Source organism: Parafrankia elaeagni (genome assembly GCF_000374165.1).
In the GTDB taxonomy this organism is placed as follows: domain Bacteria; phylum Actinomycetota; class Actinomycetes; order Frankiales; family Frankiaceae; genus Parafrankia; species Parafrankia elaeagni.
Genome location: NZ_KB893726.1, coordinates 42,586 through 57,313, shown reverse-complemented (window position 1 = coordinate 57,313; position 14,728 = coordinate 42,586). Strand labels below are relative to the sequence as shown.

17 protein-coding genes and 1 pseudogene are annotated in these 14,728 nt (G+C 70.3%); 11 read left to right on the top strand and 7 right to left on the bottom strand.

The window, feature by feature from the left end; translation table 11 throughout:
* Positions 1 to 35: 35 nt before the first annotated feature.
* The 3 genes and pseudogenes from B207_RS39810 to B207_RS34135 form a co-directional block, all read left to right on the top strand.
* Positions 36 to 422, top strand: a complete 387-nt coding sequence (locus B207_RS39810; protein WP_018637590.1) for a hypothetical protein — start codon at positions 36 to 38, stop codon at positions 420 to 422.
* A gap of 398 nt (positions 423 to 820) precedes the next feature.
* Entirely contained in the window at positions 821 to 1,144 is a 324-nt protein-coding gene (locus B207_RS0116095) for a hypothetical protein (RefSeq protein WP_018637589.1), read from the top strand.
* Positions 1,145 to 1,448: 304 nt separating this feature from the next.
* Positions 1,449 to 1,756, top strand: a pseudogene (locus B207_RS34135) (SDR family NAD(P)-dependent oxidoreductase); the annotation flags it as partial.
* A 122-nt stretch (positions 1,757 to 1,878) separates the two neighbouring features.
* Here B207_RS34135 and B207_RS34130 read toward each other — a convergent pair.
* The gene (locus B207_RS34130) at positions 1,879 to 3,243 is read right to left on the bottom strand and encodes a DUF1254 domain-containing protein (RefSeq protein ID WP_018637588.1); all 1,365 of its coding nucleotides are present in this window, start codon (positions 3,241 to 3,243) and stop codon (positions 1,879 to 1,881) included.
* Between the two features lie 143 nt (positions 3,244 to 3,386).
* Here B207_RS34130 and B207_RS0116075 point away from each other — a divergent pair, with 143 nt between their 5' ends.
* Positions 3,387 to 4,295: a MerR family transcriptional regulator gene (locus B207_RS0116075; RefSeq protein WP_018637587.1), complete on the top strand. Its 909-nt coding sequence runs from the start codon at positions 3,387 to 3,389 to the stop codon at positions 4,293 to 4,295.
* 101 nt (positions 4,296 to 4,396) lie between these two features.
* Here B207_RS0116075 and B207_RS0116070 read toward each other — a convergent pair whose 3' ends face one another.
* Positions 4,397 to 5,041 (bottom strand): dihydrofolate reductase family protein, encoded by a 645-nt coding sequence (locus tag B207_RS0116070; protein WP_018637586.1) that lies wholly within the window; start codon positions 5,039 to 5,041, stop codon positions 4,397 to 4,399.
* A gap of 201 nt (positions 5,042 to 5,242) precedes the next feature.
* On the opposite strand from B207_RS0116070, the gene B207_RS0116065 reads away from it, so the two are divergent.
* The 4 genes from B207_RS0116065 (at position 5,243) to B207_RS34125 (ending at position 8,452) form a co-directional block, all read left to right on the top strand.
* Positions 5,243 to 5,611 (top strand): YciI family protein, encoded by a 369-nt coding sequence (locus B207_RS0116065; protein ID WP_018637585.1) that lies wholly within the window; start codon positions 5,243 to 5,245, stop codon positions 5,609 to 5,611.
* Positions 5,608 to 6,888 (top strand): RNA polymerase sigma factor, encoded by a 1,281-nt coding sequence (locus B207_RS0116060; protein ID WP_018637584.1) that lies wholly within the window; start codon positions 5,608 to 5,610, stop codon positions 6,886 to 6,888. The genes B207_RS0116065 and B207_RS0116060 overlap by 4 nt, the downstream gene beginning before the upstream one ends.
* Positions 6,889 to 7,316: 428 nt before the next feature.
* Entirely contained in the window at positions 7,317 to 7,853 is a 537-nt protein-coding gene (locus B207_RS41510; protein ID WP_230205043.1) for a hypothetical protein, read from the top strand.
* Positions 7,850 to 8,452, top strand: a complete 603-nt coding sequence (locus B207_RS34125) for an RNA polymerase sigma factor (RefSeq protein ID WP_051102550.1) — start codon at positions 7,850 to 7,852, stop codon at positions 8,450 to 8,452. Before B207_RS41510 ends, B207_RS34125 begins: the two co-directional genes overlap by 4 nt.
* A gap of 25 nt (positions 8,453 to 8,477) precedes the next feature.
* On the opposite strand, the gene B207_RS0116045 is transcribed toward B207_RS34125, so the two are convergent.
* Positions 8,478 to 9,413: a LysR family transcriptional regulator gene (locus B207_RS0116045; RefSeq protein WP_018637581.1), complete on the bottom strand. Its 936-nt coding sequence runs from the start codon at positions 9,411 to 9,413 to the stop codon at positions 8,478 to 8,480.
* Positions 9,414 to 9,470: 57 nt separating this feature from the next.
* Between B207_RS0116045 and B207_RS0116040 the strand changes: the two genes are divergently transcribed.
* A complete protein-coding gene (locus tag B207_RS0116040; protein ID WP_051102549.1) occupies positions 9,471 to 10,307 on the top strand; it encodes a siderophore-interacting protein in 837 nt (278 codons plus the stop codon).
* 79 nt (positions 10,308 to 10,386) lie between these two features.
* The gene (locus B207_RS39805) at positions 10,387 to 10,542 is read left to right on the top strand and encodes a hypothetical protein (protein ID WP_018637579.1); all 156 of its coding nucleotides are present in this window, start codon (positions 10,387 to 10,389) and stop codon (positions 10,540 to 10,542) included.
* Here B207_RS39805 and B207_RS34120 read toward each other — a convergent pair.
* Positions 10,494 to 10,913, bottom strand: coding sequence for a winged helix-turn-helix transcriptional regulator (locus tag B207_RS34120; RefSeq protein ID WP_018637578.1), 420 nt, complete (start codon positions 10,911 to 10,913; stop codon positions 10,494 to 10,496). The genes B207_RS39805 and B207_RS34120 overlap by 49 nt on opposite strands.
* A 127-nt stretch (positions 10,914 to 11,040) precedes the next feature.
* Here B207_RS34120 and B207_RS0116025 point away from each other — a divergent pair, with 127 nt between their 5' ends.
* Positions 11,041 to 11,841: a globin domain-containing protein gene (locus B207_RS0116025; protein WP_018637577.1), complete on the top strand. Its 801-nt coding sequence runs from the start codon at positions 11,041 to 11,043 to the stop codon at positions 11,839 to 11,841.
* Here the strand turns inward: B207_RS0116025 and B207_RS0116020 are convergent.
* The 3 genes from B207_RS0116020 to B207_RS0116010 form a co-directional block, all read right to left on the bottom strand.
* Positions 11,811 to 12,137 carry an antibiotic biosynthesis monooxygenase family protein gene (locus B207_RS0116020; RefSeq protein ID WP_018637576.1) on the bottom strand — a complete coding sequence of 109 codons (327 nt, stop codon included), beginning with the start codon at positions 12,135 to 12,137 and terminating at the stop codon, positions 11,811 to 11,813. The genes B207_RS0116025 and B207_RS0116020 overlap by 31 nt on opposite strands.
* Positions 12,138 to 12,403: 266 nt before the next feature.
* Positions 12,404 to 13,330 carry a DUF4394 domain-containing protein gene (locus B207_RS0116015; RefSeq protein WP_026311106.1) on the bottom strand — a complete coding sequence of 309 codons (927 nt, stop codon included), beginning with the start codon at positions 13,328 to 13,330 and terminating at the stop codon, positions 12,404 to 12,406.
* Between the two features lie 242 nt (positions 13,331 to 13,572).
* Complete coding sequence (locus B207_RS0116010) at positions 13,573 to 14,676, bottom strand: epoxide hydrolase family protein (protein WP_018637574.1); 1,104 nt, start codon at positions 14,674 to 14,676, stop codon at positions 13,573 to 13,575.
* Between the last annotated feature and the right edge of the window lie 52 nt (positions 14,677 to 14,728).

Below are 14,728 nucleotides of genomic sequence, written 5' to 3'. Positions count from 1 at the left end.
GCCCCTCGCGGCGCGGAGCTGCCCGCGATGATGAAATGACCGGCCGGCGAGCCGGCGTCGACCGCGCGCCGCACGTGGTCCCACACCTCGGGAAGGCGCTGCCACTCGTCGACGAGGACTGGCCCCGGCAGCCGGGTCAGGACGGCCGGATCAGCGGCCACGATCTCACGCTGGCCGGGAAGGCTGAGATCGACGACCGACGCTGCACGCCGCATCGCGGTCGCGGTCTTTCGGCCCTGGCCAGGGCCGACGTGCCGGACGTGCCGGACGTGCCGGACGCCCGCCATCGCTCCGTCGCCGTGCAGACAGGCCCGACCTGGGCTGCGGCTACGTTCGAGATGCTGGCGGCCAGGGCCGTGATCTGCGCCCGCCACGACCTGACGGACGCGAGGCCACATCCGACGCTGAGCGCCACCCGGTGACGGGCCTGGTCAGCCGGTCATAGCCGAGTGCGCCGCGTGGAACGCACGTCGTGCACGCGGGTTCCGCTGTGGAGCACATCTGCCATCTCGCGGGCATGCCAGACAGCGGTGGAGTCGTAGAGCGCGGCGTCGAGCAGCAAGCTCAAACCGTCACGCAAGACGTCAGGATCGCCTATGAGACGTTCGGCTCACCCGGCGGATATTCGCTCCGGCCGGGAAGTCGAAAGGCGCGGCCGCGCGCTGTCCGGAAAGAGACATGGCGGAGTCCAGAATCTGCACTAGGTAAGCGTATCACTCGACAGGCAGACTGACTGTCAGCCGAGACCTTCCAACCGGGACATAAACGGCGGAGAGCTCGACGGCCTTCCGGTCAACCAACAGTGAAAAGGTGAGCGACGATGGACTACAGAGCGATCAGTGGCGCGGTTCCGGCACAGCTCGGTAATTCCGTGACATTCAACGTCGGGCTGCCGTACGTCCCGAAGCGGGGAAGCGGCATGCTCTTCTATATGGTCGACACGCGGAAGGGAAACCACGTCTACCGAATTCTGGTCAACGGCAGCGAGCAGTGCAAGATCGCCCTGCCGGACGGCAACAACTTCGCGACACTACACACCGAGGTCGGGCACCTCGGGACGATCAACGTGATCAGCTTCGAGTCGGACACTCCGGACGCCGCCCCCGTCGACATCCTGAACGTCACCCTGTTCTACGAGGCCTGACCGTCCCCGGTTCCCGCGCCCGGCGTTCGCGGGACACCACGTTCGCCCTCGGCGCAGGCCGAAGACCAGCAGGCCCGGGCGGCTCGTCGGCCGCCCGGGCCCGGGCGATCAGAGTTCGCCGCGCGGTCGGCAGAACACGGACATCACCTGGGCTGGCTGGCTGGCGTTCGCCCCGGTGCTGTCGATGACCGACACGGTGAGCCGGTTAATGGTGTTGGGAGCACACGGAGGCCCGCACCAACCCGTGCACCACCGCCGATCCGGCGCTCGTGCCGACTGTTGTCGACGGCTCGACACCCATGACCCGCAGCTGCGCCGGCAGCGGCGCGGCGCGATCGTCCAGCTGAGCAGCATGGGCGGCCAGATGTCGTTCGCCGGGTTCTCGACGTACAGCGCGACCAAGTTCGCCCTGGAGGGCTGGTCGGAGGGTCTGACCGACGAGCTGCGCCCGTTCGGTGTGGACGTGCTGATCGTCGAGCCGGGGGCGTTCGCACCAACCTGTTCGATCCGGAACGCCGGACGTTCGGCACCGCGCAGGGTGCCTACGCCGACATCGTCGGCGGTACCCGGGCGATGGTCGCGGGTGGCGACGGCGGCCAGGCGGGTGGCCCGGGACACCGCGTTCGACCCCGCTCCCGCTCCCGCGCCCGCGTCCTGACTCATCCGACAGGGCCCCGGCCGCCGGCCGCCGGGGAGCCTTCCGTCCACGCCGCGAAGTGCGGATTGCCGGCCGATCAGCCTGAATTCGCCACGGCGACCTTCCGCACGGGAGGTGGTGACCACGCCCCACGCAGAACGGATGTATCGGGTCCGTAGAGCCTCATCGTGACGCCCAGCGGACCGGGCGGAGCCGGCAACCAGTTCGATTCCCGGTCGGATCCCGGGCTGCCCTGCTGAAAGTACAGGTCAAGGGACCCGTCATCGTTGAACCGCAGCGGATCCCGGTCCCCGAGGGCGAAGCGGTTGAGGTCATTGGCGAACTGGAATCCATGCTCGTCGTACATCGTCACCGACCAGAAGGCGGAAACCGGCGGGAGATCATTCTTCTCGAAGTGGAGCACATAGTTGTTGGCACCGTCGAGAGGGTCGCCAGCACTGTCGGTCAGCAGAAGCGGGTAGACGGCGTCTTCCGCGGGATTGGCGCCAAGCCCCATCATGGCGACGATCGCCCGCTTGGCGTAGAAATTGCCGTAGACACCGATCGAGCTGATGTTGAGCTGCCAGCCGTTGGCGACGGTTGCGATCGTCGGAACCTGCGCGGCGAGAACCTCCCGGGCGGCCCGGGGGGCCGCCTCGACGGCCGCACGGACCTGCTGGTCCAGGACACCCACGTCGTAAGGCTGACCTGGAACCAGGCCGATGGCCCGCATTCTCCGCACCTGCGACCAGTCGGTGATGTGGGGTGGATGGAGCTTCATCAGCTCGGCCGCCCGCGCGAAGAAGTCCGCACCCGTCATGGCGTTCACCAGGTCGAGTGGCGGTGCCGTCATGTCGATGTTTTGATCGGCGGTCGGCATTGCGCCGTTGCTCGTCGAAATTGTGCCGTTGTTCGTGGTCCTCGGTCCGGGAAGACGGGAGATCTGAAACTCGTCCTGCACCTTGTGAACGGCGTCGTAGTCCCACTCGCCGTTGCTCTGGATGCGGCCGATGATCCAGACGTACGGCGTCGGCGCGTCGATCCGCTCCACGCCCGCCGGAAGATCGCCGCTCCAGCCCGGCGGGACCACCGCCCAGACGCCCGCGTACGTTCCGCTGACGCGTTTGCCCGGGGTGGCGAAGACATCCGTCCACATGTCGAGCATGGGCAGCATGTAGTAACGATCACCGACGTCCGGGAGCGATACCGTCACCGGCCCGTCGGTGAGATCGAGCCATGCCGAAGAATAGAGGGTGTCGAAGTTCGGTCGAACCACCATCCGGAAGTCCGAGTCAGGAAAACTGCGGAGATGCGCGAACTGGTTCATCGGCGCTCGACCGGGTAGCTTTCCTGGTTCGACGCCGGTCGCCTGGAGACGGGTCACTTCCATGGTGACAAGCGGGTAGGCGAAGATATACGCCTCGGTCGCGATGCAAGCCAGTTCGTCCTTTTGCACGCTCACCCGATCCTCCGCCCGTCAGATGACCTCGGGAACGAGCCGTAGCGGTTCCCCGACCAGCCTCCCCACCTTCGCCACGGCCAACACCAGATTGCCGGTCCGGGGCGGTTGACTCTCCAGCCGGTGGAGACCCGAGGATCGATTCCATGATGATCGGCCAGCTTGCGGCGAGCACCGGGCTCTCGGTGCGGACGCTGCGGTTCTACGCGGACGCCGGCGTGCTGCCCGCGCAGGGCCGCACAGCGTCGGGCTACCGGCTGTTCGGGCCCGAAGCCGTGGCCCGGGCGCGGCTGGTCCGCACCCTGCGCGAGCTCGGCGTCGGCCTGGACGACATCAGGCGGGTGCTCGGCGCCGAGGCGTCGCTGACCGAGGTTGCGGCCGAGCACGTACGCGCCCTCGACGCCCAGATTCGCGTGCTGCGACTGCAGCGTGCGGTGCTGCGCGCCTTCAACGGATCGACCGACCCCGAGGAGCTCCGACGGATGACCGACCTGACCAACCTGACGGCCGAACAGCGTCGGCGGATCGTGGACGACTACCTCGACGCTGTCTTCGGCGACAGCACCAGCGACAGCGCCGGTCCCAGCGCCGTCGCCGACAGGCTGGCCATGGGTGCTCCCGAACTGCCCGACGACCCGACCCCGGAACAGGTCTCGGCCTGGGTGGAGATCGCCGAGCTGCTGCGCGATCCCGACTTCGTCGCCACCAGCCGCCGGATGGCCGAGCGAGCCCGGGCCGAGGGACCGGAACCGGACGTCGCGCAGTTCGAGGTCGGCAAGGCTGTCGGCGAGCTCGCCGGGCCCGCCGCCCGGGCCGGTGTCGACCCCGCCTCCCCCGAGGCTCTGGCCGTGGTCGAGCGCCTCGAAGCCCTCGGCCCGGCCCCGGCCGAAGACCGCACCTGCGTGGCCGATCGCATCGAAGCCTTCACCGACCGACGGGTCGGCCGCTACTGGACCCTCGTCGGCATCATCAACGGCTGGGCCCCCGCCCAGGCCCCTGACGACATCATCGACACCTGGGAGTGGTACGCCCGAGCACTGCGCGCCCACGCCTGACGCCCTGTACCAGCACACCGGCACACCGGCTACACCGGCTGCGCGCCACGAAAGCGCCGCGGGGAGGCGTCTGTCGGCCGGGGGGCTGTTGCCCCGCGTGCCTATCGCCGCCAGAAGAAGTGGTGCACCACACCGCTCGGGCTCGGCACGCGCTCCAGGTGGTAGCGGTCGGTCAGCTCGTCCGGGTCGTCCCAGAGGCGGAGGCCGGTGCCGAGTTCGAACGGGGCGACGGCGATGTGCATCTCGTCGATCAGGTCCGCGTCGAGGAACTCGCGAACGGTCGTGACGCCGCCACCGATGCGCACGTCCCGGCCGTCGGCGGCGGCCTTCGCCTGCTCCAGCGCCTCGTGCGGAGTTGCGTCCAGGAAGTGGAACGTCGTGTCGCTCAGGGTGAACGACGGGCGGACGTGATGCGTGAGCACGAAGACCGGCGTGTGGAAGGGTGGCTCGTCTCCCCACCAGCCCTGCCACTCCTGATCCGTCCACGGGCCGCGGATCGGGCCGAACTTGTTGCGCCCCATGATCTCGGCGCCGATGTCGCGGCTGAAGTCACGGACGACGTAGTCGTCGAGCCCTCGGGTGCCGTCGGGTTCGGTGCGGTGGACCCAGCTGTCCGTGGCGCCGGCCCAGGCGAACAGGCGCCCGGGGTCCGCGTGGCCGAAGGGGCGATCGAGGCTCTGCTCCTCGCCCGCCCCGATCCCGTCCCGGCTGATGGTGAAGCAGTGGACCCGGACCCGCTGTGCCATGGCCTACCTCCCTGAACGTGGGCGTCTCGCCCGTCGTGGCCGCGTGCCGGCTGGTGGCCGCGTACCAGGTGGTCGTCGCCGGCGCGCCCCGCGCGACAACGCCGGGGAAGATTTCTGGCTGCGTAGTGTCGCGGAAGCACCGTCGGCGACGACCACCTGGTGAGCCGCCACGCGGGTGGCTGCTCCGCCTAGGAGGAGACCGTGAAGTACCTGATCATCATGCAGATCGACCCGGCCGTGCTGGAGCAGCTCACCGCCGACCAGCAGCGGCAGATCCAGGAGGGGCACGGCGCGTTCATCGCCGCCACCAAGGAGCGCGGTGAGTTCGTCGCGACGCAGGCCCTCGCCGACCCCAGCCAGTCGAAGGTCGTTCGCAGCTCCGGGGGCCGGCCCGAGGTGACCGACGGGCCGTTCGTCGAGAGCAAGGAGTTCATGGGCGGCTTCTATCTCCTGGACGTCGAGGACGAGGCCCGGGCGGTGGAGCTGGCCCAGCAGATTCCCGACGCCAACATCCCCGGGCTCGCCCTCGAGCTCCGGCCGGTGATGTTCTCCGACCTGGGCGAGGGATGATCCCAGCTGAACCATTCGGCGAGGGTGAGACCGGGGATCAGGGCGAGGGCCGGTGGCGCGAGCTCGCGCGGCAGGCCCTCGCCCGGTTGCTCCGCGCCTATGGCACCGCCCAGTTCGACCTGTGCGAGGACGCCGTCCAGGAGGCGCTCCTGCAGGCGTACCAACAGTGGCCGGCGCGGTTTCCCGACGACCCGCTCGGCTGGCTGATCGCGACCGCGCGCCGCCGGTACGCCGACCGCGCCCGCAGTGACGCCCGGCGCCGCGACCGCGAGACCCGCGCAACGCTGCTGGCGCCCCCGGTGGCGCCGGAGACCGTCCAGCGGGACGACTCGCTGCTGGTGCTGCAGCTGTGTTGCCACCCCGCCCTGCCACGCTCCGGACAGGTCGCGCTGACCCTGCGGGCGGTCGCCGGCCTGACCACCGCCCAGATCGCCAACGTCTACCAGATCCCCGAACGCACCATCGCCCAGCGGATCACCCGGGCCAAGCGTCGCCTCGGCGAGCTCGACCAGCCGCTGCCGCCACCCGAGCAGGCGGGCGAGAGCATCACCGCCGTACTCGACGTGCTCTACGTGATGTTCGCCGAGGCGCATCACACAACCGCCGGTGCGCCTCCCCGCGACGCGGATCTCGCCGCCGAGGCGATCCACCTCGCCCGGCTCCTGCGCCGCAGCGTCCCCGAGTCCACCGAATCCACCGAGGTCACCGGGCTTCTTGCGCTCATGCTGCTCACCGAGGCCCGCCACCCGGCCCGGGTGGGGCCGGACGGGCGCCTCACCTCGCTCGACGAGCAGGACCGGGCCCGGTGGGACAGGGATCTGATCAGCGAGGGCATCCGGCTCGTCGAGCAGGCCACCCCCGGCGCCGCGCCCGGCTCCTACCTGCTCCAGGCCTGCATCGCCGCTCTGCATGCCGAAGCGCCCGACATCGCGACGACCGACTGGGACGAGATCCTCGCGCTCTACCGGCTTCTCGAGATCGTGACCGGTCACCGGAACCCCACGATCGCCCTCAACCGCATCGTCGCCCAGGCCATGGTCGACGGCATCGACGTCGCCCTCGCCGGGATCGACGCGCTGGAAGCCGACCACCCTGGCCTTCCCCGCCTCGACGCCGTCCGCGCCCACCTCCTGGAGCAGGCCGGCAGAGCGGGCGACGCGGCCACGGCCTACCGGCGAGCCATCGCCGCCACCGTCAACCTCGCCGAGCAACACCATCTCAGGCACCGCCTGCGCCGCCTGCACCACCTGCTACGCCTGTCCGACGCACACACCTGACGCGCACCCCACGCGCGAGGTCCGCGTTCCACAGCGTCACACCGGACGGCATGCCGGACATGTTCTGGGCAGCAGATCCATGTCGACGCCGGAGGTTGATCAGAATGGGGCTGCCGGAGGACGACGAGCTGGATCGCCGCATGCGGTCCGCGGACCCGGTCGGGCCGGCTCTGGCAACCCGCGCGGACGTCGGCCGCCTGGTCGACGAGCTTGCGCGGGCGGTCGTCGACACCGACGCCGGGTCCACAGGCAGGACCACGGGAAGGACTACAGGCGGGACTACAGGCGGGATCACAGACAGGACCGCAGGCGGGACCGGGTCGGTCGGCACCACGACGGAGCGGCTGGACCGGTCGGCGCGGTCACGACGCCAGGGACCGACGTCGAGGCGGGTGCCGGGAAGACCTCGCGCGTGGCAACGTGTGGCCGTGGCCGGGCTTGCGGCCGCGGCGCTCCTGGGAACAGCGTTCGCATCCACCGACGGCCTCGCCCGCACAGGAATTTTCGGCTCGCCGGGACTCACCGAGAACGACACCAGCGAGTGGCTCAACACCGGTGCGCCGGATTTCCGCGAGGTCGTGGAGTCGTTGCGCCCGTCCGATCTCCCGCTGCCGGCCGGGCGCAGCTGGCAGCCCGTGATCGACCAACAGGTCGCCGACGGCCAGCGGGAGCCCGCGAGGATGCAGGCCACCGGCGTCCACGCGGCCTTCGCCCACTACGCGGTCTGTGTCTGGGACGGTGAATGGCTCGCCGCGCGGCAGGCGGGCGACACCGCCCGGGTCGGGCGGGCCGTAGAAGTCATACGCGGCGTGCCGTCGTGGCCCATCTTCGTCGAGAACGACGGGGGCGGCACCGTCGACTGGCTTCGCTCCATCGCCGAGGCCGCGACTCATGGCGACGAGGGCCCGATCCGTCAGCACATCAGGGCGAACTGCACCTCCAGCTGGATCGGTGTCGACCAGTGAGCTCTGAGCCTGTCAGCTCGGGTGCCGATGCGGCATCGAGAACTGCGGCGGCAACGACCGCGGAATGGTTCACCGACCTTGTGAGTACGGTCGGCCCACGGCTGCTGGCTTTTCTCGCCCGCCGGGTCGACCCACCAGCCGACGCCGCTGACCTGCTCGCCGAGGTCCTGATGACCGCGTGGCGCCGGGTCGCCGACCTGCCGTCCGACGACGACGCGGCCGCTGCCTGGCTGTTCGGCATCGCCCGCCACACGCTCGCCAACCACCGCCGTGGCCAGACCCGCCGGGCCGCGCTGGCCGATCGTCTTCGCACCCATCTCGCCACGGTCATCCCGGCACACGACGCGCTGCCCGAGCAGGCTGTCGAGATCCGGGCCGCGCTGGCACAGCTCACCGAGGCCGACCAGGCGGTTCTCACTCTGGCCTGCTGGGACGACCTGACCGCCGACGAGATCGCCGAGATCCTGCGGATCACGCCGTCGGCGGTCAGACAACGCCTGCGCCGTGCCCGGGAGCGACTGCGCCAGGAACTGGCCGTCTCTCACCCGGCAACCGATCAGGTGGCCTCATCGGACGTGGAGACATCGTCATCACCATGATTCGGAGCGGAGGCGGAGCGGGAGACTAGCAGCGGGTGTCGAGGGCGAGAGCCTGGCGGACGGTGTCGCGGACGCGGTCGCGAAGCCAACGGTGCGGCCCGTCAGCCTCATAGCGGGGATGCCACGCCTGCGCGATGGTCAACGTGGGCAGGTCGAGGCCGATGTCGAGGGCCACCAGGCCGAGGCTGGTGAGCAGGCCGCGACCAAGCCGGGCGGGTACCAGGCCGACCAGGTCGCTGCCGGCGACGAGCAGCAGCGCGGCGGAGTGGGACGGGACCGAGACGGCGACCGTCCGGCGCAGGCCCCGTGCCGCGAGGGCCTCGTCCAGCGGGCCGGCGAACCGACCACGGCGGGACGCGGTGACGTGGCGGGCGGCGGCGAGGCGTTCCGGCGTCAGGCGACCCCGGGTCAGCGGATGCCCGGCGCGGACGACGGCGAGGGCCTGCTCCTCGGCCAGGACCTCGATGTGGATCTCCGGCGAGGTCGAGTCGATCTCACCGATCTCCAGGTCGGCCGTCCCGTCCCGGAGGGGCTCCTCGGTCGCGGACGGCTCGGGGAGGAACCGTACCCGTGCACCGGGGGCTTCCCGGCTCAGCCGGTCGAGCAGGTCGACGCCGATCGCGGTGGTCAGCGCGTCGTTGGCCAGGATCGTGAACGTCCTCGCCAGGGTGGCCAGATCGGGTTCCCGAAGCGGGGTGAACACCGCGTGGGCCCGTTCGACCAGGGCGTGCACCTCGGCCTGGACGGCGAGCGCCCGCGGGGTGGGCACCATCCGATGGCCGGCGCGCACGAGGACCGGGTCGTCCATCGCCCGCCGGATCCGCCCGAGCGCGCGGCTGACCGCGGACTCCGTCAGTCGCAGCCGCCGCGCGGCACCGTTGACGCTCCCCTCCGCCAGCAGGGCGTCGAGAGCCACCAGCAGATTGAGGTCCAGCGAGGACGCTGATTGCATGGCATGCATTTTGCCATTGAGTAAGTTGCATTTGAGTGCAGATCCTCCCCTGCCTACGCTCGCCCTGTGACTGCTGATTCCCCCGCGGCTGACTCCCCCGCCGTCTCCCCCGTGGCATCCCCTGCCCGCCCTCGGCGGGGGCCCCTCGCGCTGCTGGACCGGCTGCTGCTGCGCACGCGGGTCGACAGCGTCGACCAGCTGGCCCGGAGCACCCGCCGGATCGTCCTGACCGGCCCCGCGCTCGCCGGCCTCGCCTGGACACCTGGCCAGAACGTGACGCTCTTTCCTCGGGACCCGACCCTGCTGGGCAACTGGCGCCAGGGCCTCCGCGACATCAAGCGCAGCTACTCCGTCTGGGAGTACGACCCGGACGGACGGCTGACGCTGGCCGTGTACGACCACGGCGGCGACGCCCCCGGAGCGGCCTGGGCACGAGGCCTCGCCCCGGGAGACGAAGCGATCATCACGAAGCCGGACGGCCATCTCGTCGCGCGCGCCGAGGCGGCCTTCCACCTGTTCGTCGGTGACGACACCGCGGCGGTTCCCTTCGGCGCGATCCTGCGCGGGCTGCCCGCGTCCGCCCAGGTCCGCGGCGTGTTCGAGTGCGACAGCCCGGCGGACGCGCTGCCGCTCCCCCGGGCCGAGCACCTCACCTGGGCCTACCGCGAGGGCGCCTCGCCCGCCGACTCCCCGCTGCTGCCGGCGGCGCTCGCCGGCCTCAACCTGCCCGATCCGCGGGAGCCCGCCGACACCGACACCGAGGGCCGGCCCGTCGCGTACGTCGCCGGTGAGGCCCGGACCTGCCAGTCCGTCCGCCGCCATCTGGTGAGCGAGCGCGGCTGGGACCGCCGGCAGGTAGTCGTCCAGCCGTTCTGGACCCCGGGCAAACGAGGCATGGACTGACGCCCGCAGAAGGACTGAGGCCCGCAACGGGATCGCGGTCGCGTCAGCACGCACGACCCGTCCGGGCAGCCGCCGGTCGGTGCGCGAGCACGTCGAGTTCGGCGTACAGGTCGCGCAGCAGAACTCGTGGGCCGCCACCGACGCCGACCTGCATCCGATCCGCGAGGTACCTGTCTGGCAGTGGAGTCAGGACACCGTGGATGTCGGCGACGTGCTGCTGCCCTCGTCCGAGTAGCCGGCGCCCGGGTGGCCGGCGAGCCGCTCGGCCGGGGGCCGGATCGAGAGCTGGTGGGTCTGCGCCCACTGCTGGCCCCACTCCCACATCGACTGCAGCATCGGCGCCAGGGAGTGGCCCTCGGCGGTGAGCGCGTACTCGACGTGTGGGGGCGTGGCGCTCACCTGGGTGCGCTCGACGATGCCGATCTTCTCGAGTTCTCGCAGGCGTTGGGTGAGCATTTTCTCGGTGACGTCGGGGATCAGGCGACGGATATGGGTGAAGCGCAGCCGGTCGTTCTCCTTGAGGTGGGCCAGGATCACCGCGGTCCACTTTCCACCGACGACCTCGATGGTCACCTCCACGGGGCACCGGTAGATGCGTTCGCCCATCGGCATTCCTCCGCTGCGGCTCTGACCAGCCCTCGCTGGGCCGCTCCTCCACGTCAGGGTACGCACAAAAAAGTGGGTACCCACAGCGGAGCAAGTCGTTGGTAGCCTGACGACCGGAGGTGCAGCGGTGATCGTCGAATACATTCGCTACCAGATTCCCCAGAGCAGGTCCGACGAGTTCGAAGCTGCCTACAGCCGGGCTTCCGAATCGCTGCGCGAGTCACCGAACTGCCTCGGATTCGAGCTCGCACGCTGCCACGAGAACAGCGACCACTACGTGCTGCGCATTGACTGGGACTCGCTCGACGGCCACCTGAAAGGATTCCGCGGGAGCGATGTCTTTCGCGCTTTCCTCGCCGAGGTCGGTCCGTATGTCGAGCATATCGAGGAAATGCGGCACTACACGCCGACGGCGGTCGGCGGCCCCGGCGGCGGCCAGCCACGACCACCCAGCCTCCACGACTGGGCGGGCGGAGCAGAGGCGTTCGAGCGCCTGTTCACACGCTTCTACGAGACCGTCCTCGACGATGATCTGCTCGCCCCGCTGTTCGCGCGCATGGATGCCGGGCATCCGCACCATGTGGCCCTGTGGCTGGGCGAGGTGTTCGGCGGGCCCGCGCTTTACACCGCGCACCGCGGCGGCTACGAGAACATGCTCGCGCATCACCTCGACAGGGCGATCACCGAGCAGCAGCGCCGGCGCTGGGTGAGTCTCCTCGTCGACGCCGCGGACGAGGTCGGGCTGCCTGACGATCCCGAGTTCCGCGCCGCGTTCATGGGCTACCTCGAGTGGGGAACCCGCATCGCCGTGCAGAACTCCCAGCCTGGCGCGACCCCCATGCCGCACGCGCCCGTGCCACGGTGGGGGTGGGGAGTGGCTCCGCCCTGGCAGCAGAATCAGCCTGCCGAGCCGCCGGCGATCGTGTAGCTCCACAGCTCACTGTGCACACCGACCGGCTTGGGCGCCTCGCCGCCGGCGCGCTCGGCTTCGGAGCGGTGCCCGTGGGCGAACGCCGGCGAGCTGACCCAGGCCTGGAAGGACGCCTCGTCCCGCCAGCGGGTCACCACCAGCCACACGGTGCGGTCGTCGGCCGGCTGGAGCAGCTCGAAGCCCTCGAAACCGTCACGGTCGTCGATGGCACCGGCACGCGCGGCGAAACGGCGGGCCAGTTCGTCGCCGCTGTCAGGCTCGACAGTGATGGCGTTGATCTTGATGACGGTCATGGTGCCCCGGCTTCCCCAGTGGGTGGTCGCGCGATTCCTCGATGCTATCGGCAGGCCGACGGCGAGCGCCTCGGGAACGCCAGGCGCTGGGAAGCAGCTGCCGCCGCGGCGGCAGCCGGTCTCCGGCGGTCTCCGGCGGGGGACCATGGGGCGGCCCCACGCCGAGCCACGGCGCCGCGAGGGTGCCGGGCGTGGATGCGCCCAACACCCCGGAGCCATGCGTTCGGGCGCCCTTCGGGACCGTTCCTGACGAGTCGGTCCTGTCCCTACTGGTTCAGCGGGAAAGCGAGATCAAAGACCTGTCTGCCGGTGGGAAAACGCCCGACGGACTCGACCCGGCCCGACAGAAGCTCGACGGAGTACAGGGCGTATCTGCCGCCGACGGACAGCGCCGCGTAGGCGGACGAGCCGACGGAACGCCCACCGCTGAGCGTGCTGTAGATGTCGAATCCAGCCCCGGGCCCGGCTGCGACGCCGAGGTTTCCGGTCGGCGCGAGCGAGCCGTTGTTCGCCGGCGACTGGATGGCGACCCGGTCGAGGGCGGTGTCGATGTCGAACAGGGTGGTCGAGGTCGACGGGTCGAGATCGTTGTTCGTGTAGGCCGCGCCCGTGATGCCCTGGGCCGGTGTCAGTGACGGGGGAAAGGTCAACGGCCCGTCGATCACCGTCACCCCGGGAGGCGGCGTGCCGGCCGGGTCGTCGATGTTGTGGCGCAGGTTCTCGCCGAGATCGCTGACGATCCGCAGCCGGTTGGCGGCCGGGTTGAAGTCCACCCCGAACCGGGTGCCGACCAGGGGCACGGTGAGCTGCGAGACCCTGGTGGCGACCGCGCTGGTGGTGGAGAGGACGTAGATACCGCCGAGGTTCCCGACACCGTAGAGCCGCCCGTCCTGGACCCGGTAGTCGATACCGACCAGCGTCGTGTCCGGGGTGAGCCCGGTGACCGGGCCGATGGTGGACGCGAATCCGGGGAACAGGGTGTCGAACCGCACCAGGCGGCCGTCCGTGGTCAGACCGACTGCGTCGAGGCTCAGCGCCTTCCCCAGCAGGGACGTCTGGATCTGCGGCCCGGCCGCCACCTGCGCCTCGGTGTACGGGGAGGCCGACGCCACTCCCCCTGCCAGCCCCTGACACAGAACTGTCGCCCCGGCCGCCAGTGCCGCTCCCAGCAGGAACGACGGTTTTCTTCGCATCTGTACTCCCTCGGATGCCACGGAATCACAGGGCCCCCCGACGGCGGCGCGGCAGCGCGCGGTTCTGGTGCTTTCTTCCGCACGCCCGCCACCGCGAAGTACAGAAGTACAGACGCCGGAAAACAAAAGATCGACTGTCTGCGAGATCGGCGGTTTGCGTCGTCCCCGCACAAAACCACGCGCGAGGACCTCCGCCGCCTGCAGCGGCCCTCATCGAGACCACTTCTTCCTCGTGCCGGAATTCACCGGCCCCGGAAGAAGCCGCCGAAGAAGGCGCTGATGTCGGCGGCGAGCACCTCAGGCACTTCCAGTCCCGGGAAGTGGCCGCCGCGGTCGGCCTCCGTCCACCGGACGATCGGCATCCGCCGCTCGGCGTGGGAACGGATCGGGCGGGTGATGTCCTCGGGCAACACGAGGACGCCGACCGGTTGGACGGTTCGCCAGGAAGGTGGTCCACCGGTCTCCCGGTGCAGGCGAGGTGCCGTGCCGGCGGTGCCGGTCAGCCAGAAGAGCATCACGTTCGTGAGCACGCGGTCGGGGCTGATCGTGAAGTCCCTGCCCGCCCACATCGTCATCGGGTCGAGCAGCCAGGCGAGCAGCCCGACCGGCGAGTCGTTGAGCGCGTACGCGGGGGTCTGCGGCCGGGTGCCGTTCACCTTTCGGACCGCTGGCTGGTCACGCAGGTAGGCCTCGGTCTGCGCGAGCCGCTCCTGGTCCTGCGGGGTCAGTTGCGCGCGGTCCGGGTCGCCGGGCAGCGCGGGGGTCGGGAGGTAGTTCAGATGTATTCCGATGACGTGTTCGGCGTCGTGTTGCGACAGCGCCCGGGACACCGCCGCCCCCCAGTCGCCCCCGTGGGCGCCGTACCGCTGGTAGCCCAGCCGGCGCATGAGTTCCGCCCAGGCGCGGGCCACGCGGTCGACGTCCCAGCCGCGCTCGCGCGTCGGCCCGGAGAAGCCCCACCCCGGAAGCGACGGCACGACCAGGTGGAAGTCGGCCGAGAGCGGCCCGACGACGTCGAGGAACTCCACGACGGATCCCGGCCAGCCATGAGTCAGCACCAGCGGCAGCGCGTCCGGCCGCGCACTGCGCACATGCAGGAAGTGGATTCGCTGGCCGTCGATCTCCGTGACGAACTGCGGATGGCTGTTCAGCTCCGCTTCCGCCGCACGCCAGTCATAGCGGCGACGCCAGTGGCCCGCGAGCTCCCTGACCCGGGCCAGTGGCACGCCGAACTCGTCGCCGACGCCTGGCAGCTCGTCGGGCCACCGGGTGCGGTCGAGGCGGGCGTGCAGGTCGTCGAGGTCGGCCTGCGGCACGTCCACCCGAAACAGCTCGATCTCCGTCATTAGTCTCCCTAACGTTTGTAACACCAACGCTAGGTCGTTGGTGAGACCAACG